At 63.7% G+C, this 23506-nt stretch carries 26 protein-coding genes and 1 pseudogene; 17 read left to right on the top strand and 10 right to left on the bottom strand.

Translation table 11 applies throughout. The features are described from left to right. The 3 genes from NKI59_RS29745 to NKI59_RS29755 form a co-directional block, all read right to left on the bottom strand. Positions 1-451, bottom strand: a 451-nt coding sequence (locus NKI59_RS29745) for a hypothetical protein (protein WP_502901118.1), incomplete at its 3' end; no start/stop codon positions are given. Between the two features lie 212 nt (positions 452-663). Then, on the bottom strand, positions 664-1944 hold the full coding sequence (locus NKI59_RS29750; RefSeq protein WP_352570533.1) for a GNAT family N-acetyltransferase: 1281 nt from the start codon (positions 1942-1944) through the stop codon (positions 664-666). Beyond that, positions 1944-3344 (bottom strand): lipopolysaccharide biosynthesis protein, encoded by a 1401-nt coding sequence (locus NKI59_RS29755; RefSeq protein ID WP_352570532.1) that lies wholly within the window; start codon positions 3342-3344, stop codon positions 1944-1946. Before NKI59_RS29755 ends, NKI59_RS29750 begins: the two co-directional genes overlap by 1 nt. A 269-nt stretch (positions 3345-3613) precedes the next feature. On the opposite strand from NKI59_RS29755, the gene NKI59_RS29760 reads away from it, so the two are divergent. From NKI59_RS29760 to NKI59_RS29775, 4 genes and pseudogenes are all read left to right on the top strand, one after another. Continuing rightward, entirely contained in the window at positions 3614-3799 is a 186-nt protein-coding gene (locus NKI59_RS29760; RefSeq protein WP_352456662.1) for a hypothetical protein, read from the top strand. A 53-nt stretch (positions 3800-3852) separates the two neighbouring features. Further along, positions 3853-4010, top strand: a pseudogene (locus NKI59_RS29765) (IS1380-like element ISCARN79 family transposase); the annotation flags it as partial. A gap of 48 nt (positions 4011-4058) precedes the next feature. Beyond that, entirely contained in the window at positions 4059-4214 is a 156-nt protein-coding gene (locus tag NKI59_RS29770; protein WP_352456661.1) for a hypothetical protein, read from the top strand. A 24-nt stretch (positions 4215-4238) separates the two neighbouring features. Further along, complete coding sequence (locus NKI59_RS29775) at positions 4239-5189, top strand: 2-hydroxyacid dehydrogenase (RefSeq protein ID WP_352621680.1); 951 nt, start codon at positions 4239-4241, stop codon at positions 5187-5189. A 287-nt stretch (positions 5190-5476) separates the two neighbouring features. Here NKI59_RS29775 and secA read toward each other — a convergent pair whose 3' ends face one another. Next, positions 5477-8209: a preprotein translocase subunit SecA gene (gene secA, locus NKI59_RS29780; RefSeq protein WP_352471337.1), complete on the bottom strand. Its 2733-nt coding sequence runs from the start codon at positions 8207-8209 to the stop codon at positions 5477-5479. A 253-nt stretch (positions 8210-8462) separates the two neighbouring features. On the opposite strand from secA, the gene NKI59_RS29785 reads away from it, so the two are divergent. Continuing rightward, positions 8463-9380, top strand: coding sequence for a peptidylprolyl isomerase (locus NKI59_RS29785; RefSeq protein WP_352708221.1), 918 nt, complete (start codon positions 8463-8465; stop codon positions 9378-9380). 43 nt (positions 9381-9423) lie between these two features. Here the strand turns inward: NKI59_RS29785 and NKI59_RS29790 are convergent, their stop codons facing one another. Then, positions 9424-10080 carry a TetR/AcrR family transcriptional regulator gene (locus NKI59_RS29790; protein WP_352708247.1) on the bottom strand — a complete coding sequence of 219 codons (657 nt, stop codon included), beginning with the start codon at positions 10078-10080 and terminating at the stop codon, positions 9424-9426. A gap of 110 nt (positions 10081-10190) precedes the next feature. Between NKI59_RS29790 and NKI59_RS29795 the strand changes: the two genes are divergently transcribed. Then, positions 10191-10427: a putative antibiotic biosynthesis monooxygenase gene (locus NKI59_RS29795; RefSeq protein WP_352456657.1), complete on the top strand. Its 237-nt coding sequence runs from the start codon at positions 10191-10193 to the stop codon at positions 10425-10427. 3 nt (positions 10428-10430) lie between these two features. Here NKI59_RS29795 and NKI59_RS29800 read toward each other — a convergent pair whose 3' ends face one another. Then, on the bottom strand, positions 10431-11657 hold the full coding sequence (locus tag NKI59_RS29800) for a caspase family protein (RefSeq protein WP_352708222.1): 1227 nt from the start codon (positions 11655-11657) through the stop codon (positions 10431-10433). A gap of 179 nt (positions 11658-11836) precedes the next feature. Here NKI59_RS29800 and argJ point away from each other — a divergent pair, with 179 nt between their 5' ends. From argJ to NKI59_RS29825, 5 genes are all read left to right on the top strand, one after another. Next, the gene (argJ, locus tag NKI59_RS29805; protein ID WP_352593930.1) at positions 11837-13078 is read left to right on the top strand and encodes a bifunctional glutamate N-acetyltransferase/amino-acid acetyltransferase ArgJ; all 1242 of its coding nucleotides are present in this window, start codon (positions 11837-11839) and stop codon (positions 13076-13078) included. Continuing rightward, entirely contained in the window at positions 13078-13857 is a 780-nt protein-coding gene (locus NKI59_RS29810; RefSeq protein ID WP_352471332.1) for a GNAT family N-acetyltransferase, read from the top strand. Before argJ ends, NKI59_RS29810 begins: the two co-directional genes overlap by 1 nt. Beyond that, on the top strand, positions 13854-14276 hold the full coding sequence (locus NKI59_RS29815) for a (deoxy)nucleoside triphosphate pyrophosphohydrolase (RefSeq protein ID WP_023677979.1): 423 nt from the start codon (positions 13854-13856) through the stop codon (positions 14274-14276). The genes NKI59_RS29810 and NKI59_RS29815 overlap by 4 nt, the downstream gene beginning before the upstream one ends. A gap of 127 nt (positions 14277-14403) precedes the next feature. Continuing rightward, positions 14404-14709 carry a hypothetical protein gene (locus NKI59_RS29820; protein WP_352708223.1) on the top strand — a complete coding sequence of 102 codons (306 nt, stop codon included), beginning with the start codon at positions 14404-14406 and terminating at the stop codon, positions 14707-14709. A gap of 126 nt (positions 14710-14835) precedes the next feature. Beyond that, entirely contained in the window at positions 14836-15015 is a 180-nt protein-coding gene (locus NKI59_RS29825) for a Flp family type IVb pilin (protein WP_023677981.1), read from the top strand. A gap of 50 nt (positions 15016-15065) precedes the next feature. Here NKI59_RS29825 and NKI59_RS29830 read toward each other — a convergent pair whose 3' ends face one another. Next, complete coding sequence (locus NKI59_RS29830) at positions 15066-15938, bottom strand: methyltransferase domain-containing protein (protein WP_352708224.1); 873 nt, start codon at positions 15936-15938, stop codon at positions 15066-15068. A 54-nt stretch (positions 15939-15992) separates the two neighbouring features. On the opposite strand from NKI59_RS29830, the gene NKI59_RS29835 reads away from it, so the two are divergent. The 4 genes from NKI59_RS29835 to NKI59_RS29850 are packed head-to-tail and all read left to right on the top strand — an operon-like array spanning position 15993 to position 18399. Then, complete coding sequence (locus tag NKI59_RS29835) at positions 15993-16793, top strand: ComF family protein (RefSeq protein WP_352708226.1); 801 nt, start codon at positions 15993-15995, stop codon at positions 16791-16793. A 37-nt stretch (positions 16794-16830) separates the two neighbouring features. Beyond that, the gene (gene grxC / locus NKI59_RS29840; RefSeq protein WP_023677983.1) at positions 16831-17100 is read left to right on the top strand and encodes a glutaredoxin 3; all 270 of its coding nucleotides are present in this window, start codon (positions 16831-16833) and stop codon (positions 17098-17100) included. Positions 17101-17110: 10 nt separating this feature from the next. After that, positions 17111-17977 carry a carbon-nitrogen hydrolase family protein gene (locus tag NKI59_RS29845; protein WP_352677702.1) on the top strand — a complete coding sequence of 289 codons (867 nt, stop codon included), beginning with the start codon at positions 17111-17113 and terminating at the stop codon, positions 17975-17977. Continuing rightward, positions 17974-18399, top strand: coding sequence for a DUF1178 family protein (locus tag NKI59_RS29850; RefSeq protein WP_352577149.1), 426 nt, complete (start codon positions 17974-17976; stop codon positions 18397-18399). The genes NKI59_RS29845 and NKI59_RS29850 overlap by 4 nt, the downstream gene beginning before the upstream one ends. Positions 18400-18512: 113 nt before the next feature. On the opposite strand, the gene NKI59_RS29855 is transcribed toward NKI59_RS29850, so the two are convergent. Continuing rightward, the gene (locus NKI59_RS29855; RefSeq protein ID WP_352708228.1) at positions 18513-19295 is read right to left on the bottom strand and encodes an SDR family NAD(P)-dependent oxidoreductase; all 783 of its coding nucleotides are present in this window, start codon (positions 19293-19295) and stop codon (positions 18513-18515) included. A gap of 180 nt (positions 19296-19475) precedes the next feature. Between NKI59_RS29855 and NKI59_RS29860 the strand changes: the two genes are divergently transcribed. After that, positions 19476-20696, top strand: coding sequence for a winged helix-turn-helix domain-containing protein (locus NKI59_RS29860; protein ID WP_352708230.1), 1221 nt, complete (start codon positions 19476-19478; stop codon positions 20694-20696). A gap of 9 nt (positions 20697-20705) precedes the next feature. Continuing rightward, entirely contained in the window at positions 20706-21359 is a 654-nt protein-coding gene (locus NKI59_RS29865; RefSeq protein WP_352471321.1) for a Vgb family protein, read from the top strand. 62 nt (positions 21360-21421) lie between these two features. Here the strand turns inward: NKI59_RS29865 and NKI59_RS29870 are convergent, their stop codons facing one another. After that, positions 21422-22915 (bottom strand): FAD-dependent monooxygenase, encoded by a 1494-nt coding sequence (locus NKI59_RS29870; protein WP_352708231.1) that lies wholly within the window; start codon positions 22913-22915, stop codon positions 21422-21424. Positions 22916-22984: 69 nt separating this feature from the next. Then, the gene (locus NKI59_RS29875; RefSeq protein ID WP_352633862.1) at positions 22985-23470 is read right to left on the bottom strand and encodes a MarR family winged helix-turn-helix transcriptional regulator; all 486 of its coding nucleotides are present in this window, start codon (positions 23468-23470) and stop codon (positions 22985-22987) included. Positions 23471-23506: the final 36 nt, after the last annotated feature.

A 23506-nucleotide genomic window follows, 5' to 3' on the forward strand; every position in this document is an offset into this window, starting at 1 on the left:
TGAGCGGGTAATGCCCCTCCATCGGCCCCTGGAATGTCTGGCCGAAGAGCTTCGGCGGCTCCTTTGTGTCCGGCGTCAAGGGCACGAGCCATTCCGCGCCGACCAGGCGCAATTCGCCGCCGACCGGCTCATAGATCAGCACATTGGGGCGCGTCGGATCCGCGGTCGGGCCGACAGTCGTGACGTTGACGAAATGGATGCCCATCGCGCCCTTCGGGTAGTCCATCGCCCCCTCTACCTTTTCGCCGCTGTAGAAGACGCATCCTACCGTCGATAGATAAAGCTCGCGAATGGCAACCTTGTAGTCTTCATACCTGGACAGCGATTTACGCAGGGCATCGATCTCGGCTTTGTCGGGTTCGGCCGCCCGAGGAGTGGCGGCGTTCAGCCACGCGCCAATGAGACCTGCCAAGGTGAGGATACCGACACGCCTGAGGTGAGTTGTTTTCATCATGCATTCCTCCCAGATTTTTTTCTTCTGGCCGTGCAGGACCGAGGCGGCAGTGATGCTGGACGCGCGGCCGTAATTGATCGCCTCATCCCGGTTGGGACTGCGTCGATGCTAATCCTTTCCGCTGATCGGGAGAATTAACCCTGACGACCTAGGCCCGAGCGGGCCGACGGTGCGGAGACGGACGGCCGGGCCCGCTTTGGACCGATGCACTAGCGCCGGCGCAGCAGGCTCCTCATCCGGTTGCGCAGCAGGCGCGCCATGTTGCGGGTTTCACGGTAGAGGTGAAGCTGCGACGCCGCCTGGCGGGCGGGGCGGTCGGCATCCGGCGTCAGCCCGATCACCAGCGTGCCCATCGGCTTGCGTTCGCTCCACAGCCGGCTCATCACCGGATGGTCGGGCACCGCGCAGGAATCGGTCATCATGATGTTGGGGTCGTCGAGATGCTGCCTGGTCACCTCGATCATCAGCAGCGTGCCCGGCGAATAGGCGGCGAGCGTCTCGTCATAGGCGGTCTTCCAGGTGTAGGCGACGCCGGCCTCGACGAAGACGACCAGGCAGGCAATGGTGCGGCCGTCGAGCGTCAGCGAATGGATGCGGCAGAGATCCTGCTCGGCCAGCCGGTGCACCGCCTCGCGGGCGAAGGCGGCGCGGTAGCGGTCGATCGCCATGGCAGTGCGCTCGCGGCCTTTCCAGCCGGCAGCCTCCAGCGTCAGGAAATTTTCGATGGCGTGGCGGATCTCGTCAGGCCCGCGCGCCACGACATGCTGCAGCCGGCCGAGGTCGGCGAGGCGGCGCTTCAGGCGGCGGAACTCGCGATAATGGTGCGCGCGCAGCGAAGCTTTCAGATATTCCTCGCCATCGAGCTCGCTTTCGAGCACCGGGCGCTCGGCCTTGCCGGTGGTGACCAGCGTCAGGCCGCGCGTTTCGGCGACGCTGGCGAGCAGGTTCGCCACCGGGCCATCCAGCCTTATGTCGGGCAGCACGAAGACCTTCGGCAGCTTGAGATGCGGCCTCGACAGCATCGCGAAGAAATCCTCGATGACACCGATCGGATCGTCGCGGTCGACCAACGGCGTGCCGATCGGGCCGAACGGGCTCGACCAGGTGCGCATGACGGGAACCCCGAGCGGCACCACCGGTCGCTCGACCGAGAACGGCACCAGCAGGCGCAGCCGGTTGCGATACTGGTCGCCGTCCCGGATGACGGCCAGCCGCACCTCGCGGTCCTCGAGCCTGGGCATGGCCGGCGCCAGGAAGCGCGGATTGAAGAAGACGTTGGGCTCGATCGTGCGGGTACAGAGATAGTCGAGCTCCTCGACCAGGTCGAAGCCGGCGGAGGCCGGATAGATGGCAAGCTTGCGCTCGGGCCGGTTGTTGGCGAGGATCTCGACATGGGCGGGATCGGCTTCGCGGGCAAGCCCGGCAAGGCCGGACACCATGGCGCCGGCCGGGCCGCCGCTGGTTTCCTCGAGCAAGGGGACGGCAGCCATCAGGCAGCTCCTTTGGCGGGCACGAAAATGACCATGGCGATGCCGAGCTTGCGCCAGACCGTAAAGGACAGCGCGCCGGCCTCGAAGATCATGGCGAAGACGGTGGCCATCGCCGCGCCCCACAGACCGAAGAGCGGGATCAGCACGACGCTAAGCGCGATGTTGAAGGCCAGCGTCATAGCATAGACAGCGGCACAGATGTTCTGGTTGCCGCTCATGGTGAGCAGGCTTTCGCAAGGGCCGACGGCGGCCCGCGCGACGACGCCGAACACCAGCAGGAACAGCAGCGGATAGCCGGCGGAAAATTCCGGGCCGAACAGGGTCAGCATCGGCTCGCCTAGGGCCAGCACGAGCAGCGCCATCGCCAGCGACGGCCAGAAGGTCCACGACACGGTTTCGCGGGCGAAGGCGGCGAGCCTGTGCGGCTCGCCATGGGTGAACTGCGCATAGCGCTGGGCGACGCCGGCCTTGACCGCGAAATAGACGAAATGCACTAGCGCCAGCGTCTTGACGGTGGCGAAATAGACGGCGACGTCGTTGGGATCGAGATAGGCGCCGACCATCAGCACGTCGGCATTGGTGAGCAGGAAGAAGAAGCTCTCGACCAGGAAGATCGGCAGCGAGACGATGAACCATTGGCCGAAATGCAGCTTCATCGGCCCGGCCGGAATTCTTTTGTCGATGCGCGAGGTGACGCCGACGAGCTGACCGAGCGTGGTGGCGTAGGTGGCGGCGATCGCGGCGAAGATCGCCGTTCTGGCGTCGGGCGCGTAGCCCGCCAGCAGCATCAGCGCCATGAACGCCAGGATCAGCAGCGGCCGCACCAGGAATGTCGGCGACAGCGCAAACAGCGCCCAGGAATTGGCCCGCGCCAGCCCTTGCAGCAGGTCGGACATGGCGATCATCGGCAGGCAGATGATGCCGAGGATGAACGGCACGACATAATAGTTCTCGATAAAGGGCGACAGTAGCCAGACGCCGAGCGCGCCGAGGCCGGCGATCACCGTTGAAGCAACCAGCACGAACAGCCGGCTGGCCCGCACGATGCCGCGCAGTTCGGCCAGCATGCCGCGCTCGCGATATTCCGGGATGAAGCGGATGATCGAGGTGTGGAAGCCGAGGCAGGCGAGATTGCCGACGATGACCATCGTCACCCACACGAGCACGAAAATGCCGTATTCGAACGACCCCATCCAGCGCGCCATCAAAACCTGGCTGACGAAGGCGATGACGGCGCTGACGATGCGGACCGAAAAGGCGATCAGCGACATGCGGCCGGCCTCGCCGCGCGCGCCGGCGCTGAACAGGACGGCATCGATCAGGCCAAGCAGCGGCCTTATGCGCAGCGCAAGGCGCTGCGGCAAGAACCGCCCGGCTGTCGTCGCCGCGGAAAAGCGCACCCCGATACTCTCCGTTTTCCGCCAATTTACAGGGTGTTGGTGTAGCGGAGACACATTAAGAAACGGTTGGGTGGGCTTTCCTTCGCCCCGTCTCGGGGAGAAGGCGCCGGCAGGCGGATGAGGGGCGGGTGCGCTGCTTCATATTCATCATTCGCGCAACCCTTCACCCTGCTCGGTAGTGTCTCAGTTTGAAATACGCGGAAACGCCTATCTCGTTTGCCCCATATGCCAAAACGCCTATATGCTTAGCGGAACGCATGGCAGCAACAATGGTCTACACTGTCATCTGGTATGGAAGGCAGGGCATCGTCGACAAGGTGATCTTCGACGAGGAGAAGACCGCGAAAGATCATGCAACCTCCATGTTCCAAACCCGAAAGGGTGACGATGGAATCGTGTCCGTTGAAGTTCGTAAGGACAACGGCGCTGTCGTCTTTAGCCATGCGGAGAACTAGGAATGCCAACCGGACCTAAAGGCCAGGAAGGATGTTCTGCCACCACTTACCAGCTCACAAACAAGCTCATCAAGATCGGTGCCGAGGTTATCAGCCATGGGTGTTATGTCGCCTTCCAGATGCGGAGGTCGCTATCCCGAGGCAACTCTTCCCCGACATCCTGCGGCTGATCGCGGAACTCCGGCCATCGCCCTATCCATCACCGGCGTGACCGGCCCGGTTGTCATGCGTTTCAGCAAAACCAGGGGAGAACTATGCCTTGAAGAAAGCGAAATCGACATCCTCGGCCAGCAGCGGGCAGACATCACGACTTTGGCCGATCACCAACGCCATTTTTGCCGGGTCTGGTCTTGCAACTGGTGCCAGTTTGCGCAAACCTCAGTCTCAACAGACCGGTAATCCGGTGGATGCCTGATTACCTGAATCTGGGAGGGGCGAAGTGTTAGGCGAGCCCATTACCGTTCTGATGGTCAATGAGTATCCTGACTACATTGATGCACAAGTGTGGGCTGCTGAGCTGAAAACCCGTGTGCCGCAGCTGGAGTTCAGGCTTTGGCCAGACGCCGGGAACAAAAGTGACATAGATATTGTGCTGATCGACAAGGGCGCCAGTCCTGGCTTTTTTGATGCCATGACGGGGCTAAGCGCCGTCGTCTATTTGGGAGCTGGTGTCGAGGGTATTGATCTTCAGAGCTTTCCCAAGAGTGTTCCGCTCATCAGGCTCGCAACGCGTGAGCAGGCTTCGGAAGTGGTGCAGTACATCGTCCTTCGCGTTCTCTGCCAGCAACGGCATGTTGCGGATTACATTAGTCTACAAGCCCGCAAGTTGTGGAATCCGATCGCGCCGCGGAAGATCTCCGAGACAAGAATAGTTGTGCTGGGTGCGGGCCGGATCGGTGGCTGGGCCGCAAAGCTGTTTGCGGACTTGGGCTACGACACAGCAGTCTGGTCTCGTCATCAAAAGACGCTTCCTGGTATACACAGTTACTTTGGCCGTGCCCAGCTTGCGGACGCATTCACAAGTCGGGACTACGTTATCTGTTCACTTCCCCTGACTGGTGACACTCGTGGGATACTGAACTCGAGTGCCTTTGGAAAAATGAAGCGAGGTGCCTACCTTGTGAATGTCGGCAGGGGCGCGCATGTCAACGAAGCCGACCTGATCCGCGCTCTCGACGAAGGTCAGCTTTCTGGTGCTTGTCTTGACGTGTTTGAGCGTGAACCGCTGGAGGCTTCATCGCCGTTGTGGACTCATCCCAAGGTGACCGTCACACCTCATGTCGCGAGCTTCTGGGTGGATTCTGGAATCGACCAGGCCGCAGATCTCTGCGGTCAAGTCGCAAGAGGAGAGCCTCTGTCCAACAAGATCGACCTCGAACGGGGTTATTGAATCGAAGTAGTGTCTTTACCCACTTTAGCAAGTTCCGATCTTCATGAAGCGCGGACATCAGCGCGTGCGTCACCCGGCTATTAGATTTCAAACTGAAACACCACCGACGGTCGAGATACAGAAAATTCGAAATGCGTATTTTGGTGTCGGCGGGACAGCGCCCCCTGTGGCCTGCCGGCCATCTCCCCCTCAAATGGGGAGATCGACTAGTCGCCAACGCCTCTGCTGCCCCTCATCGCCCTTTCGGGCACCTTCTCCCCGCATGACGGGAGAAGGAAAGTAGGCGCTTACGCAAACGCCCCGTGGCAGTGCTTGTATTTCTTGCCTGAGCCGCAGGGGCAGGCTTCGTTGCGGCCGACCTTGCCCCAGGTCGCCGGGTTCTTCGGGTCGCGGTCTTCGGGGGCGACGATGGCGTTGGTCTCCTGGCGGACCAGAACGGCCGTCTCGCCGCCTTCGAAATCGTCCTCGCCGGTGAAGCCGTCGATGTGGCTGCCGAACATGTCGGGCGCCTCGGGCGGCGGCGCATCGGCCGCCTGGCGGACCAGCTCGACGCGCATCAATTGCGCGGTGACGGCCTGGCGCAGATTGCCCAGCATCGCCTGGAACAGCTCGAACGCTTCGCCCTTGTACTCCTGCAGCGGATCGCGCTGCGCATAGCCGCGGAAGCCGACGACCGAGCGCAGATGGTCGAGATTGACGATGTGCTCGCGCCACAGATGGTCGAGCGTCTGCAGCACCACCGAGCGCTCGACATAGGTCATCACGTCGGGGCCGAAGCGCTCGGCGCGTTCCTTGGCGGCGGCCTCGGCGGCCTGGCTGACGCGCTCGCGGATGTCGTCCTCGGCGATGCCTTCTTCCTTGACCCAGTCCTCGACCGGCAGATCGAGATTGAGGAATTCGGCGATCTCGGCCTTGAGGCCGGCGACGTTCCACTGCTCGGCATAGGCGTTTTCGGGAATGTTCTTGGCGACGATCTCCTCGATGACGCCTTCGCGCATCTCTGTGATGGTCTCGGACAGGCCCTCGCCGTCCATCAGCTCGATGCGCTGCTCGAACACCACCTTGCGCTGGTCGTTGGAGACGTCGTCATATTTCAAGAGGTTCTTGCGGATGTCGAAGTTGCGCGCCTCGACCTTCTTCTGCGCCTTTTCCAGCGCCTTGTTGATCCAGGGGTGGATGATCGCCTCGTCTTCCTTGAGGCCGAGCTTCTGCAGCATGCCGTCCATGCGCTCGGAACCGAAGATGCGCATCAGGTCGTCCTGCAGCGACAGGAAGAATTTCGAGCGGCCGGGATCGCCCTGGCGGCCCGAGCGGCCGCGCAACTGATTGTCGATGCGGCGCGATTCATGGCGTTCGGTGGCGAGCACGTAAAGACCGCCGGCGGCGAGCGCCTTTTCCTTCAGCCGGGCAATGTCGTCGCGGATTTCCTTTTCCCTGGCCTCGCGCTCGGGGCCGGCCGGCATGTCGCCAAGCTCCTCGGCAATGCGCATGTCGGCATTGCCGCCGAGCTGGATGTCGGTGCCGCGGCCGGCCATGTTGGTGGCGATGGTGATGGCGCCGGGTTTACCGGCCTGGGCGACGATCGCCGCCTCGCGCTCATGGTGGCGGGCGTTCAGCACCTCGAAATCCTTGAAACCTTCCTTGCGCAGGCGTTCGGCCAGCTGCTCGGACTTCTCGATGGAAGTCGTGCCGACCAGCGTTGGCTGGCCCTTGGCGCGGGCTTCCTTGATCTCCTTGACGATCGCCTTGTATTTCTCCTCGACCGTCCGGTAGACCTCGTCGTCTTCGTCAATGCGGATGACCGGCAGGTTGGTCGGGATCTCGGTGACGTCGAGATTGTAGATGTTGGCGAATTCCTCGGCCTCGGTCAGCGCCGTGCCGGTCATGCCGGCGAGCTTCTTGTAGAGGCGGAAATAGTTCTGGAAGGTGACCGAGGCGAGCGTCTGGTTCTCCGGCTGGATCGCCACATGCTCCTTGGCTTCGAGCGCCTGGTGCAGGCCTTCCGAATAGCGACGGCCGGGCATCATGCGGCCGGTGAACTCGTCGATGATGACGATCTCGCCGTTGCGCACGATGTAGTCCTTGTCCCGCTGGAACAGCCGGTGCGCCTTCAGCGCGTTGTTGACGTGGTGGACGATGGCGACGTTCTCGACGTCGTAGAGCGACTCGCCCTTGAGCAGGCCGGCATCGCGCAGCATGTTCTCCAGCTTCTCGGTGCCTTCCTCGGTGAAGATCGACGTCTTCTGCTTCTCGTCGATCTCGTAGTCCTGCGGCTGCAGCTGGATGATGAAGGTGTCGATGGTGTTGTACATTTCCGAACGGTCCTCGAGCGGACCCGAAATGATCAGCGGCGTGCGCGCTTCGTCGACCAGGATGGAATCGACCTCGTCGACGATGGCGTAGCTGTGGCCGCGCTGCACCATCTGGGCGCGCTCGTACTTCATGTTGTCGCGCAGATAGTCGAAGCCGAGCTCGTTGTTGGTGGCGTAGGTGACGTCGGCGGCGTAGGCGACGCGGCGCTCCTCGTCGGACAGGCCGTGGACGATAACGCCGACCTTGAGGCCGAGGAATTTGTAGACGCGGCCCATCCATTCGGAGTCGCGCGTGGCCAGGTAATCGTTGACCGTGACGACATGGACGCCGTTGCCGGCGAGCGCGTTGAGGTAGACCGGCAACGTCGCCACCAGCGTCTTGCCTTCGCCGGTGCGCATCTCGGCAATGCCGCCATTGTGCAGCACCATACCGCCGATCAGCTGCACGTCGAACGGCCGCATGCCGAGCACGCGGCGGGCGGCCTCGCGGACGGTGGCGAAGGCCGGCACCAGGAGGTCGTCGAGACTGGCGCCGTTGGCAATGTCCTGGCGGAATTTGTCCGTGCGGGCCTGAAGCTCGGCGTCGGAAAGCGCCCGCATCTCGTTTTCCATGGCATTGATCGCCTCGACGCGCGGCCGGGTCGATTTGACCCGACGATCGTTGGAGGAGCCGAAAACCTTACGGGCGAGACCGCCGAGACTGACCATCCAATGGCCCTTTCGATAGCATTCCAAGTCATTGCGACGGGCGCCGGCCGGCCCCCATCAAATGCGCGTGAACGCGGACAAACGCAAAAAGCGCCCGGAAAACGGTTCTGGACGCAAAGTCGTTGGACAGATAAGAGGGGGCTCATTCGATGTCAACGCCGCGCTCGCCCTGTCGACCGCGCCAAATTCCGCCACAATCCTGCTGGTCTGGAAGCCATTCCGCTCTAGCTACCCCGCTTTGGAGATAATCGTAATGTCAGTATTGTTCCGCCGCGCGTCGCTCGCCAGCCTTGGTCTGGCATTCGGGCTATCGGCCCTCTCGCTGTCGCCGCTGATGGCGCAGGAAGCCGCCCCTGCCCAGCCGGCAGCACCCGCTCCGGCGGCCAAGCCGGTCGATCCGAACGCCGTGGTCGCCACCGTCAACGGCCAGACGCTGACCGAGGCAGACCTTGGGCTTGCCGAGGGCGAGCTGTCGCAGCAGTTCGCGCAACTTCCGCCCGAGCAGCGCCGCGCCGCGGCGCTGTCGGCGGCGATCGAAATCCGCGTGATGGCGGCTCAGGCGGTGACCACCGGCCTCGACAAGGATCCCGACTTCCAGCGCCGCATGGCCTTCCTGCAGCAGCGCGCGCTGCATGGCGAAATGGTCGAGAAGGGCGTCGTCGACAAGGTTACCGATGCCGAGGTCCGCGCCCGCTACGACCAGGAAATCGCCAACACGCCGCCCACCAATGAGGTGCACGCCCGTCACATCCTCGTGAAGACGAAGGAAGAGGCAGACGCCATCATCAAGCAGCTCGACGGCGGCGCCGACTTCCAGAAGCTTGCCAACGAGCACACCAGCGATCCGAGCGGCAAGACCAGCGGCGGCGATCTCGGCTGGTTCGGACCTGGCCAGATGGTGCCGGAATTCGACAAGGCGGTGTTTGCGCTGGCGGTCGGCAAATATACCGACCAGCCGGTGCAGTCACAGTTCGGCTGGCATGTCATCAAGGTCGAGGACAAGCGCACCAAGCAGCCGCCGGCGTTCGACCAGGTCAAGGACCAGGCGCGCCAGGCGGTCATCCGCGACAAGTATTTCGCGCTGGTCAAGTCGCTGCGCGCCAACGCCAAGGTCGACATCCCCGATGCGAACCTGAAGAAGACGGTCGACGCGCTGGAAAGCGCCAAATAGGCCAGATTGGGCTACGACAGGGCGCGCTGCCGCCCTGTCGCTTCTATTTGGCAGGGCGAGCGATGATGCGTCGACGCCGCCGCCGGACCGCCGTGGCGTCGCCGGCATCGTCAGCGACTATGCCTTTCAAGACATAGCCGATCGCCCTGCGTAAGATCGCCTCGTCCTCGTCCAGGCGGTTCGTCAGAAGATGCGTCCAGCCGAACGAGGCGATCAGGTCGGCGACGACAGTGGCATCGACGTCGGCTGCCACCTCTCCCCTTGCCTTGGCGCGTTCGATCATCTGGCCGGTATGGACACGACGCCCTCTTGCGTATTCGGCGAGGGCGGCGGCGGCTTTTTCGTCCGACTGCGCCTCGGCAATCAGCGATCTGAACACGCTGCCCGACGATGTGTCGCGCCAATGCGCGAACAAGCTCTTCAGGAAGCCGACGAGATCCTCCGCAAGGTTCCCGGTATCGGGATTGTCGACGCGCTTTTGCCGCTGGTAAACATCGAGCAGCAAGGCGGCCTTGCTTGGCCACCAGCGATAGATCGTCGGTTTTCCGGCGCGTGCGCGGCGCGCCACCGCCTCGATCGAGAAGCCGGAATAGCCGGCTTCGACCAGTACCGCCTCGGCGGCATCGAGAATGGCATCGGCGCTTTCCGGGCTGCGCCGTGCGCCAGCCGACTTGCGCCCGGGATCGGTGATTTCGCCCATCTCTTCTTCCTTACCCGTGAGTTCAGCAGCCATCATATACAACTCTTGACGAAACGGAACGATCCGTTTTATATGTAACGGAACGTTCCGTAACGATGAGGAGAACGCAAATGACCTCGACCGCCGCCACGCGTTTTTCGCGCCTGCGCTTCGCCCTGCTTGTGCTGCTCGGCGTCTATCCGCTGATCACTGCCATTTTGTACGTGGTTTTTCCGCTGACGCAGGAATGGCAAATCTGGCAACGCACGCTGGTCATCGCGCCGCTGATGGTCTCGATCATGATCTGGGGACTGATTCCGGGCGTGCAGCGGGCGTTTCGCGGGTTCATCAACCCAGCGGTCCGCTGATGTTCATTCCAGCGCTTGCGACGTTTCCGACGCAACGCGCCACGCGCCATCGGCCAGCACGAGTTCCAGCGTCACCCGCGCCTTGCCGGTCAGGCGCTGCGCCGATTTGTCCTTCGGCACATAGTCGTAGCGCATGGCGAAAACCACGTCGGCACGGTCCTTGCCATGCGGCGTCACCTCAAGGCTGCCGGGCTCGAGACCGAACGACCACGATGCCCATTGCGCGAACCAGTCGGTCTTGACCTTGACGATCGCCTCGCTGTCGTAGCGCGTGCCGTAGATGGTGGCCGACGCACCGTAGAGCCGCTTGACGGTTTCGCGCATTCTCCTGGCATCAGGCGCCAGATAGTTTTCGCGCAAGAATTTTTCGATGGCACCCTCGTCGCCGACGGAGCGTTCGAGCGCAGCCACCTGCGACGCGGGAGCCGGGCTGACGGCCGGTTTCGGTTGCTGGGCAGTGTCTCCGCCCGGAACGAATTCGAAACGCTCGAGCAGCGACCCCTGCTCCCAGGGACGCTGCGCCTCGCGCGTTGCGGAAACGACGTCGCGGCGCACTGCGATCATCATGTCGTTGATGCTTTGTCCGGGCTCGGCCATATGCCGCAAAAGAGCCGCCGCAAAGGGCGAGTTGCGCCCCGTCCCGTCCATTGCGACGGCGCCGGGCGCAGTCGAGAATGCGATGAACGAGCCGCGTGTCGACTCGAACTGGGCGAGGCCGGCGAGAGCCGTCGCCGAGCGCGTCGTGGCCCTGCGGCTGAGACTTCGCGCAAACGGGTTGTTGCGGCAGGCATCGAGGAAGACCAGGCTGACCTTGGTCTGCTGCTCCATGATGTCGAGAACCTCGTCGATCGGCACCGCCTCGAGCTGCAGCTTGACCGGCATATCCAGCCGGGCGTCGACCGGCACGATGAAGTTGCGCCCGTCGACCTGCAGGCCGTGGCCGGCATAGTAGAACAGCCCGGCACCGGCGCCTTGCAGCGCATCGGAGAATTCGCCGATCTTGCGTTCGAGCTCGCGCTTGCCGAGATCGTTGCCTTCGATCACCTCGAAACCGATGGCGCGCAGCTTGTCGGCGATGTCGAGCGCATCGTTGACGGGATTGGCCAGCGTGCCGGCTTCGGCGTAGCTGCCGTTGCCGACCACAAGCGCCACGCGCCGCGCCGTCTGCGCATCGGCGCGCAGCAGCAGAAAGCCCAGAAACGCCAGTGCCAAGACCACAAGCCTGCCCATGGGGCATGATCATAGCGCTATCGGTCGCAGCGACGCCAACAAATTTGCAACAGCCTGCTTGCGGCCGCGGCAGGTGTCAGGCTTCCGGCACCCGTAACGGCTGTGAAACGCCTTGCGCCGGCGCGTGCTATCGGGCAAACCGGCGTTCCTTTCGCGATTTTTCCCGCCCGGGGTCTTCCATGTCCACACAGGTTTCGCCGCTCGCGCCGAAGAAATATGCCAAGATGCCGGCCATCGAGGGTGTGCGCATCGCCACCGCCGAGGCCGGCATAAAATACAAGAACCGTACCGACCTGCTGGCCATGGTGTTCGACGCCGGCACCACCGTCGCCGGCGTGTTCACCAGGTCGAAATGCCCGTCGGCGCCAGTTGATTTCTGCCGGCAGAACCTCGTGGCTGGCAAAGCACGCGTGCTGGTCGTCAATTCCGGCAATGCCAATGCCTTTACCGGCCAGAAGGGCCGCGCCTCGACGGCACTCACGGGCGAGGTGGCGGCGAAGGCGGCCGCCTGCACAGCGGGCGAGGTGTTCCTGGCCTCGACCGGCGTGATCGGCGAACCGCTCGACGCCGGCAAGTTCAGCCATCTGCTGGCCGGTCTGGTCAAGGACGGCAAGCCGGAATTGTGGACCGAAGCCGCCAAGGCGATCATGACCACCGACACCTATCCCAAACTGGCGACCGCGACGGTCAAGCTCGGCGATGCCGACGTCACCATCAACGGTATCGCCAAGGGCGCCGGCATGATCGCGCCCGACATGGCGACGATGCTTTCCTTCATCGCCACCGATGCGCCGATCGCAGCACCCGTGCTACAGGACCTCCTGTCGCGCGGCACGGCCAAGACCTTCAACGCGGTTACCGTCGATAGTGACACCTCGACCAGCGACACGCTGCTGATGTTCGCCACGGGTGCTGCCGCCAGGCGCAGCGCGCCGGCAATTTCCGACCCCAAGGATGCGCGCCTCGGCGCCTTCCGCCGTGCCCTTGGCAAGGTGCTGAAATCGCTGGCACTGCAGGTGGTGCGCGACGGCGAGGGCGCCCGCAAGCAGGTCGAGGTCACCGTCACCGGAGCCAAATCGGCCCGCTCGGCCAAGCGCATCGCGCTGTCGATCGCCAATTCGCCGCTGGTCAAGACGGCAGTCGCCGGCGAGGACGCCAATTGGGGCCGCGTCGTCATGGCCGTCGGCAAGGCCGGCGAACCGGCCGACCGCGACCTTCTGTCGATCTGGTTCGGCGACAACCGCCTGGCCTATCAGGGCGAGCGCGACGCCGCCTATTCCGAGGAGGCGACTTCGGCGTATATGAAGCGCGACGAGATCCGCATCCGCGCCGATATCGGCATCGGCCGCGGCAAGGCGACGGTGTGGACCTGCGATCTCACCAAGGAATATGTCGCCATAAACGGCGATTATCGGAGCTGATGGCGTTGGCTTCCAGACATCCGGCAAGCGTGTTGGCGATCGTGCGCCGCTATGAGGCGGCCGGCTTTCGCGCCTGGCCGGCGGCCGCCGTCCATTATGACGGCACCTGGGTGGTTCGGCTGACGGCCGGCCACCCGGCCAAGCGGCTGAACTCGGTCAATCCGCTCGATCCGGGCGACATCCAGCACATTGCCGAGCGCATCGGCCGCGCCAGCCGCCGCTTCGACGCCTATGGCAGGCCGCTGACCTTTCGCATCTCGCCGCTGTCGGGGCCTGATCTTTCGAAGTACCTCGACAGCGAAGGCTGGAGCACGTTCGCGGAGTCGCTGGTCATGCGGCTGCCGCTGGCGGACGCCGCGCTCGACGACGCCATGGACCAGATTCCGTTGAAGGACATCAGCCGTTTCATCGGCGCGGCGCTCAAGGTGAGCGGCTCGGATGTGTCGCTGCGGCCGGGCCTGTCGGAGATCATCGGCGCCATCCAGCCGGAGGCCGGGCTGTTTGCGCTGGAGGCCGGCAGCGAACCGCTGGCAACGTTGATCTGCGTGCATGACGGCGACCTTGCCGGCCTGTTCGAGATCGCCACCGACAGGTCGGTGCGCAACCAGGGCCATGGCCGCCATCTCATCCGGTCGGCGCTGAAATGGGCGCGGCTGCGCGGGGCGCGGGAAGCCTGGCTGCAGGTCGAGGCGGACAACGCGCCGGCGCTGGCGCTCTACCGTTCGCTCGGATTCGACGAAGTCTATCGCTATCGCTATCGCCGGCCACCCGGCGCATGAGCGGCTTGGATACGATCGGCAAACGCCTGCTCCTGGTCGCGGCCTGCGCGCTGGTCGATGCCGACGGGCGCGTGCTTTTGGCGCAGCGGCCCGAAGGCAAGCAACTCGCCGGCCTGTGGGAGTTTCCGGGCGGCAAGGTCGAGCCCGGTGAGACGCCGGAACAATGCCTGATCCGCGAATTGTACGAGGAGATCGGCATCGAAACCGACATCCCTTGCCTGGCGCCACTCACCTTCGCCAGCCATTCCTACGATGATTTTCACCTGCTGATGCCGCTGTTCGTCTGCCGTCGATTCCGCGGCATTGCCCAGCCGAAGGAAGGCCAGGTGCTGAAATGGGTGCGGCCGCGCCAGATGCGCGATTTTCCAATGCCGCCGGCCGATGCCCCGCTGATCCAGTTCCTCATCGATCTGCTGTAACGGCCGACCTGCCGTAAATCGGGCAGCGCCGCAACGCGCTGGCAGCAGCGTTAATGAAAGATTTATCTGACCGTGAAAAATTGACGCTAGGCGGTTACGCCGATTCCACCGCTGGGGAGCGATTTGCATGAGCCTTGAAAAGGACTGGGACTCGCCTTGGCCCGACCGCCTTCCTGGCGCCGCCAATGCCGGCATGGGAATATTGCGCATCGCCCTCTTGTTCGGCTCGGCCGCGGTGGCTCTGGCCTTGATCGCGACGCCCTACCTCGACAGCCGGACCCGCTCGCAGTTTGCCCGCGACGGGCTTGATACGATGAGCACCGGCTCGATCGCACAGCGCGATAGCTATACGCTACGCAAGAGCGTGCTGCAGCCGCTGCCCAGTTCGGTCTGCGTTATACGGGCCGATGGCAGAAGCAGCGGCGACTGCTGACTCCTCAACAGATCTCTAGGATTCGGCTGTTTCCTAGAATGCAGCTGGTTCACCGCGCGTTAAGCCTGTCGCATTAACCTTTCTTAACGGGTCGGCGCTAGGTTCGGGCAAGAGGGATAGGCGCCCATGAAAATGTTGCTGCAACGATTTTTAGAAGACGAGAGGGGTGCGACGGCTATCGAATATGGTTTGATCGTCGCCGTTCTGTCGCTTGCCATTGTCGCTGGTATTGGCCAGGCTGCCGGCGCCATCCAGTGGTTGTTCAGCGACAACAGCAGCAAGCTTGCCAACGCTTTTGCACAGTGACCCGCTTAGCTTTTGCGTGGGATACGCTTAGCTTCTGCGCAAGGATCCGCTCAGGGGCCGCCGGGGTTTTCCAGGATTGTCTTCAGCGATATTTTTGCGGAGCCCGGCTTCAGCGGCTTTTGCTGAGAGGCATCGGGCGCCCAGCCTGACATCCAGACCACCGAGAAACTCGCCCTGACGCGGCCATCGGCATCCGAAAACCGCTCCGCATAGATTTCGGCGGCGCGCGCGAACAGCGCTCGCGTGCCCGGCCGCCTGCTGCGGTCGACAAGCGCGCTGGTCTCGCCCATGGCGCGCAGATCGGCGATCAGACCAAACAGGGAATCGTAGCGCACCGTGATCGTCTCGACGTCGGCAACCGGCAACGCCAGGCCGGCGCGCTGCAGCAGCGCGCCGGCGTCGCGGACGTCGGTGAACGGGATCACACGCGGGCTGGCGCCGCCATAGAGCTCGGTCTCGGCGGCAAGCAGGCTTTCGCGCAGCTCGGAGAGCGTGCCTGTGCCGGCGAAGGCGCCGAGGAAAAGCCCGTCCGGCTTCAGCGCCCGGCGGATCTGCACCAGCATGCCGGGAATGTCGTTCATCGCCTGCAGCGACAGCAGCGAGACTGCGAGGTCGAGGCTTTCCGGCTCGAATGGCACGGTTTCCAACGGCGCCAACAGTCCTGGCTGGCCACCCAGGAAAGCGGCGTCGGCCTCGACGCGCACGTTTTCCGTCACCTTGCCGCTTTCGGCGAGCACCTCTGCTGCTGCCGGCGTCTGGCAAAACAATGAGGCCGCCTTGCCGAACCTGCGTTCGACGGCGCCGAGCCGGTCGGCAAGATCCTCGGCCGCCCGCCGCATGAGGAAATCCGCGCCGGCGATGGGACGGGCCATTGCCCGGCGCTTGCGCGCCAGCCAGAGCGAGGTGTCGATTACGGGCTGCAATGGGCAGGTCCTTGTGCTTCGCTCTCTGATATAGTGATGCCGAGGACCAACCACGTGGCCGATCCGATGCCAGAGATCAAGCGTATTGCGATCAAGAGCATTGCCCGAAAGGCGTTGGGCTGGCCAGCGCGCCTCTTGTTCCCGCCGGTCTGTGCCGGCTGCCGCCGCCATGTCTCGCAGCCCGGCGTGTTGTGCGGCGCCTGCTGGCCGAAACTCAGGTTGCTGGAACAGCCATGGTGCCCGGTGATGGGCACGCCGTTCACCCACAGTATGGGTGAGGGTTTCCTTTCGGCGGAGGCGATAGCCGACCCGCCGCCGTTCGAGCGCGCGCGGGCGGCGGTCGCCTATTCCGGCGTTGCCCGCCAGATGGTGCAAGGGCTGAAATACCAGGACCGCACCGATCTGGCGCCGTGGATGGCGCGCTGGATGCTTCGCGCCGGTGCCGAACTCATCGCCGAGGCCGACGTGGTCGTGCCGGTGCCGCTGCACTGGCGGCGTTTCTTCCGACGGCAGTTCAACCAGTCGGCGGAACTGGCACGGGCGGTGGCGCAGCTCGGGGAGCGGCCTTTCGCGCCATCAGCCATCAGGCGCATCAAACTCACGCGCCAGCAAGTCGGGCTGGAGCGGCGGGAACGCGAGGAAAATGTTCGCGCCGCATTCAAAGTGCCTGATGAGGCGGAGATCGAAATCGCCGGCCGCCGGGTGCTGTTGATCGACGATGTCTACACCACCGGCGCCACCGTCCGCGCGGTCGCCAGGGCATTGAAGAAGGGCGGTGCCGGCGCGGTCGACGTACTGACCTTCGCGCGTGTGCTGCCGGGGGACTTTCGGGCCGACGAATCGGCGCCTATATAGCCTAGATGACAGCGGAACGAGGCAGGGTTGCTGACCGATGGTCGATGTGACGATCTACACGCGGATGATGTGCGGCTATTGCACCGCGGCCAAGCGGCTGCTCGACAGGAAGGGTGTGACCTACACCGAGCACGACGCCTCCTTCTCGCCGGAGCTGCGCCAGGAGATGATCTCCCGGGCTCACGGCCGTTCCACCTTTCCGCAGATATTCATCGGCGACACGCATGTCGGCGGCTCCGACGATCTCCACGAATTGGAGGCGGAAGGACGGCTGGACGGATTGCTCGCCAACGGCTCGGCCAGATAGGGACATGACGATGGGTGGTTTCAAGGCGGCGGCGATCCAGATGCGTTCGGGAACCAGCCCGGAGCGCAATGCGGTCGATCTGGAACGGCTGGTGCGCGAGGCGGCAGGCCTTGGCGCGAGCTACATCCAGACCCCGGAAATGACCGGCGCGCTGATCCGCGACAGCCAGGCGCGGGCCGCTTCCTTCACCTCCGAAGACAAGGACGTCATCGTCTCGATTTCGCGGAAGCTGGCCAAGGAGCTCGGCATCTTCCTGCATATTGGCTCGACCGCCATTCTGCGCGCCGACGGCAAGCTCGCCAACCGCGCGCTTTTGTTCGGGCCGGACGGCGCAATCCTTGCCGTCTATGACAAGATCCACATGTTCGACGTCGATCTCGACAATGGCGAGAGCTGGCGCGAATCCGCCGCTTATGAGCCGGGCACCGAGGCTGTCGTCACCGAAATCGAGGGCGCGAAGCTAGGCTTTGCCGTCTGCTACGATCTACGCTTTCCGCAGCTGTTCCGTGCCGAGGCGCTGGCCGGCGCCGATCTGCTTTCGGTGCCCGCAGCCTTCACCCGCCAGACCGGAGAAGCGCACTGGCACGTGCTGCTCAGGGCGCGCGCCATCGAGAACGGCGCCTATGTCGTCGCCGCCGCGCAAGGCGGCGTGCATGAAGACGGCCGCGAAACCTATGGCCATTCGCTGATCGTCGATCCCTGGGGCCGCATCGTCGCCGAAGCTGCCCATGACGAGCCGGCGGTGATCGTCGCCGAGATCGACCCGGCGCAGTCAGTCGCTGCGCGCAAAAAGATACCGAATCTCAAGAACGCACGCGATTTTGCCGTAAACGCCGGTTCGGCGGAGGCAATGCCGCTCAGGGGTGCCGCCTCTTGATCCGCTTTTCCCTGATCTGCGAACACGAGCACGAATTCGAGGCCTGGTTCCGCAGCAACGACGATTTCGACACACAGAAGAGGCGCGGTTTCGTCGATTGCCCGGCCTGCGGCTCGCACAAGGTCGAGAAGGCGCTGATGGCGCCTGCCGTCTCCACCGGGCGCAAGCGCGAAAGCATCGCGCTGGCCATGGGCGAGGCGCAAAAGCAGGCGCTGGCGCAGCTCAAGGCCATGGCCGACAAGGTGCGCGAGAACGCCGATTATGTCGGCGACAAATTTGCCGAGGAAGCGCGCAAGATCCATTTCGGCGAAAGCGATCCGCGCGGCATCTATGGCGAGGCGACGCTGGACGAGGCCAAGAGCCTGGCCGAAGACGGCGTCGAGTTCATGCCTATTCCAAGTTTCCCCGACGACCGCAACTGATCGGTCAACTTGCTCTAGACATAGCGAGGCATCTCTCCGCCAGGCAGAGCCGTGAAGGTCGGGGCGGCGCCGAAGGGCGGCGATGCCGCCACCCCGCACAGGCGTCTACAGTTTCAGGCCGAGCAGCAAGGATGGGCCTCGCGGGTAATCGTCTCGCTCCGTCTTTCATGCCCGCCACTTGACGGACTTGCTTCCGCATAGGCTGCAAACTGGCGTTCAAGCGCCTTGACTGCACTGCTGCGCCAGCCCTCCGCCAGGGATTCCGACATGGGATCGGGGAAGATTTCCTCTTCGCCGTTCTCCACGCCGTCCAGGATCGCCCGCGCGACAGACTCCGGAGAGGCTTTCGCGATGTCCAGGCCCCGTGTCATGTCCGTGTCCACCGGGCCGGGAAGGACCCTGTGGACGCTGACACCCCGTCCGGCCAGGAGCGTGCGCAACGACTGCGACAGCGAGAACGAGGCCGCCTTCGAGATGGAGTAAGCCGGACTGAACGGCACGGCGGCAATCGAGGCCAGCGACAGAATGTTGACGATGGCTCCCCGCGACCGGGCGAGCAACGGCAGCAGAGCCTGGGTAACGTCGTACGAGCCGAAGAGGTTTACGGCGAGCTGTTGTTCGAGCACACGACGGTCGCTGAGGTCATCGATGGGCGATACGCCGGCGTTGTTGATGAGGATATCAAGAGCATCGATCTTCTCGACCGCCTCCCCAATCTGCGCAGCGTTGGTCACATCCATGGTCAGGGACGTCACACGCCGGTCCGGATGAGCCATCGGTTGGCGGGTTGCGGCATAGACGCGCTTTACGCCTCTGCTCAGGGCTTCCTCGACCAGTGCCCGACCGATGCCCCGATTGGCTCCAGTCACCAGGATGGTTGTACCTTCGATCTTCATTGCGTCTCTCCTAATGCTTATCGTTGTGTTCGAGCCCAGTGCACGGTCTAGCCGCGACACAAGGTTGGCGCGCCGCAACTCAGGTTGGCTACAGTCGCCGTTGTCGATACGACTGGTTGGTGAGATGGACTTAGCGCCGGGCATCGAAGCCATGGGAGTGACAAGTGTGACGGGATTCCGATGGACTCGCTGATCACGGCCGCGGCGCATGCGCTTGCGGCGGGCGATCCGCTCGGCGCCTTGAAGCGGGTTGCGCTGCGCGACGATGCGCCGGCACTGGCGTTGCGCGGTATCGCGATGGCGCAGCTTGGCGACCTGAATAGGGCGAAGGTTCTCCTCAAGAGGGCGGCGCACGCATTCAGCCCGAGGGAGGCCGTGGCCCGCGCGCGGTGTATCGTCGCCGAGGCCGAGATCGCGCTCGTCTCGCGCGACCTTACCTGGCCGGCCAAGGCACTCGACGCCGCACGGGCGACGCTTGAAAAGCATGGCGACCGCGTCAACGCCGCGCATGCGCGCAACCTCGACGTTCGGCGCCTGCTGCTGATCGGCCATCTCGACGAAGCCGAGCGCAGGCTGGACGGCTTCGATCCCTCGCCGCTGCCGCCGGCTTCGCGGGCGGCCCACCAGCTGGCGGGCGCCGGGAGCGCCATCGGCCGCTGGCGGCCGGGCCCTGCGCGCGCCGCACTCGCCCGGGCGGGGGGGGGGGCGCGCGCGGCGGGCATCCCCGCGCTGATCGCGGAGGTGGAGAGCGCATCGCTGGTGCTGGACACGCCGGCCGCACGCCTTGTCGCGCGTGGCGGGGAACGGCCCCTCCTGCTCAATGAAGTCGAAGCGCTCCTGGCGTCGGGGGCGCTCGTGGTGGATGCATGCCGCAATGTCGTGCGGGTCGCAGACACCGTCGTCTCGCTGGCGACCCGCCCGGTGCTGTTCGCGCTGGCCCGCGCGCTGGCCGAAGCCTGGCCGGGGGACGTGGCAAGAGCGACGCTCATTGCGCGCGCTTTCCGCGGAAAGGACGCGGACGAATCACATCGCGCACGATTGCGCGTCGAAGTCGGGCGGCTTCGCGCGGAGCTTCGGAGCTTGGCGGATGTGAGCGCGACGAAGCGGGGCTTTGCGCTGGCCCCGCGCCGCGCAGGTGAGGTCGTCGTGCTGGCGCCACCCGTCGAAGAAGAGCATGCCGCCGTGCTCGCCTTCCTCGCCGACGGCGAGTCTTGGTCGAGTTCGGCCCTGGCGATTGCGCTTGGAGCCAGTTCGCGTACCGTGCAGCGAGCGCTCGAGCAGCTCGCCCAGGCCGGCAAGGTGCAGTCGTTCGGCCGCGGACGGGCGCGTCGCTGGATGACCCCGCCGCTGACGGGTTTCCCGACAATCTTGTTACTCCCCGGCCCACTGCCGGGCTACTAGGATGGAATCATGGAACGATCCGCAGCCGAAATCCTTCGAGAATATGGACCCTTTCCGGGTGTCGACCACGTGGACGGCGTTACCTTCGACGGTGAGCATGTCTGGTTTGCCTCAGGCGACAGATTGAACGCCTTCGATCCGGCGAGCGGCAAAGTGGTGCGCTCGATCGACGTCGCGGCACACGCCGGAACGGCCTTCGACGGCCAGCACCTCTATCAGATCGCCGAGGATCGTATCCAGAAGATCGATCCGAAGAATGGCCAGGTCCTGGCGACGATCCCGGCGCCCGGCAATGGCGGTGATTCCGGGCTCGCCTGGGCCGAAGGAACACTCTGGGTCGGGCAGCATCGGGGCCGAAAGATTCATCAGGTCGATCCCGAGACAGGGGCAATCCTTCGCACCATCGTTTCCAACCGCGTCGTCACCGGCGTCAGCTGGGTCGACGGCGAGCTGTGGCATGGCACCTGGGAGGGTGAGGAGAGCGATGTCAGGCGGATCGATCCTGAAACGGGAAAGGTCCTTGAGAAGCTCGATATGCCGCCGGGAACAGGCGTGTCGGGGCTCGAATCCGATGGCGGCGACCAGTTTTTCTGTGGCGGCGGAAACAGCGGCAAGATCAGAGCTGTTCGCCGGCCCAAACGAGGCTCGGCGACCAGGATCTGAGTTTTTGCCGTCCGTAGCCGTTTGATTTCGGGACCATTCGAGCTAACTGGTTTTTGCGGTTTTTAGCCCGGTGGTCCGAACCAGGTGTTCATCGCGTCTTGAAGACCATCCTGCGTCCTGTCGCCTACCCAAGCAACATATCCATCGGGCCGAATTAAAACTGCGGTTGGAGCGGAGACCAAACCTAGCGCAGGCAACTCCCATGGATCGTCCCATTTGGCGTAAACCGACTTAATGCGGTCTGACCACGGCTTGATGTCGAGGCTGCCCGGCGCGTCGAGATTCAAGAGCACTGGCCGCGCTTTTTGGAGGAGCGCAAATACGCGCATGGGACCATCAGGCGTGGCCAGGTCGAGGTCAGGAATGCGGCGGCCGACCAGCGGATGCCCCTGGCCGAGGTCGTAATGGATACCAAGTCCGGACATCTCGGCAGCGATCCGTTTGCGAGGCTCCTCCATCCCAAGGAGCTCTGATACGATTTCACGCAAGGCTTCAGTGCGATCATCAGTGCGTTGCAATGCGACCTGTGCCATTGTCGTACGCAACACGCGGGCCGCAACCGGATGCCGCTCGATGTGATAAGTGTCGAGCAAGCGTTCAGGCGATGTTCCTTTCACCACTTGGGCCAACTTCCAACCGAGGTTCACCGCATCCTGCACACCGATATTGAGGCCTTGTCCGCCCACCGGGGAATGCACATGGGCGGCATCGCCCGCTAGGAGAACCCGGCCCTTGCGGTAAGCCGCCGCCTGCCGCGACATGTCCGTGAACCTGGAAATCCAGGTTGGGCTATGGATTCCGTAATCTGTTCCGCATGCGGCGACGAGCGCTTCGCGGAGATCGCGCAGCGTGGGTTCGGTCGTGGCGCCGACATTCTTTTCAGTGACCATGACGCCTATGGGACCTTTATCGGCAAAGACGACCTTGCCGTCACGAATTTCGTACTCTTCCCTGCCGAAGGCATGGATGCCAAGTGCGGTGCGATGAATGCCCAGTGGCGGCTCCTCCGCCATCTCGGCCTCGGCGAGGATGCTGCTGGTCGTCGCATCCCATCCTCGAAACTCAATGCCAGCAGCTTTGCGGACCAGACTGCGGCCTCCATCACACCCGACGAGATAGCTTGCCCGCAGCGACGCACCATCGGACAGTTCGATGGTGACGCCGGCGTCGTCCTGCACGAAACACGTCAATTCACGGGCGCGATAGATCGGCACTGCCAGCTCGCTGACCCATCCAGCGAGAATGCGCTCAATGTGTTTCTGTCTCAGCGCCAGCCCGTAGTTGTGGCGGGTCGGAAAATCGCTGATGTCTAAACGCATCGCCGCAAATCCCGTGACTTGGGCTATTTGTCCTTCCGCGAGGAACCGGTCCGCGATGCCGCGCTGATCGAAAACTTCGAGAGTGCGTGAACTCAGACCTCCAGCACGCGAACCGGCAAGCTCCTGGTTCGGGCGGCGTTCGACAATGGCTACGTCAATGCCTGCCAACGCCAACTCGCCTGCCAGGGTTAGGCCCGTCGGACCTCCTCCGGCAATCACGACTGCATGTTCTGTCATCGGCAAACTCCTCTGGCAGTTACGACTCCCAATGCAATGATCGCAGAGTCCCAGTGGTTGCCGTTTGGGTTAGCCTAGGCTCGCTATCAATTTTTCGAGCAGGCGAGCCAGCATGATCTGCTCCGGGCGTATCAGGCCGGAAAGTATCTGGTGCTCGTTGGCGACGTGAGCGGTAACCGCCTCGTCAATCAACGCCAGACCCTTTTTAGTCAGCTGCACGACAATGCCGCGGCGATCGTCGGGGTGCGGCCCGCGCTTGATCAGGCCGGATTTCTCGAGCCGATCGAGGCGGTTGGTCATCGCGCCCGACGTCACCATCGTCGCCTCGTAGAGAGCCGTCGGCGTCAGCGCGTATGGCGGCCCGGAACGACGCAGCGTCGCCAGCACATCGAATTCTCCGGATTGCAGCCCGTAACTTGCAAACAGCGGCGCCAGCCGCTCTCGTGCGATCAGCGAGGCGGCCTCGTTCAACCGTCCGAGCACGGCCATCGGCGAGACATCGAGATCCGGCCGTTCCTTTTTCCATTGCCCGATCGCTTTTGCTGCGCGATCCATGTCTCTCACCGTTATGTATCTTGACGTGAAGAATCT

Source organism: Mesorhizobium sp. M0598, from assembly GCF_040320865.1.
Classification (GTDB): domain Bacteria; phylum Pseudomonadota; class Alphaproteobacteria; order Rhizobiales; family Rhizobiaceae; genus Mesorhizobium.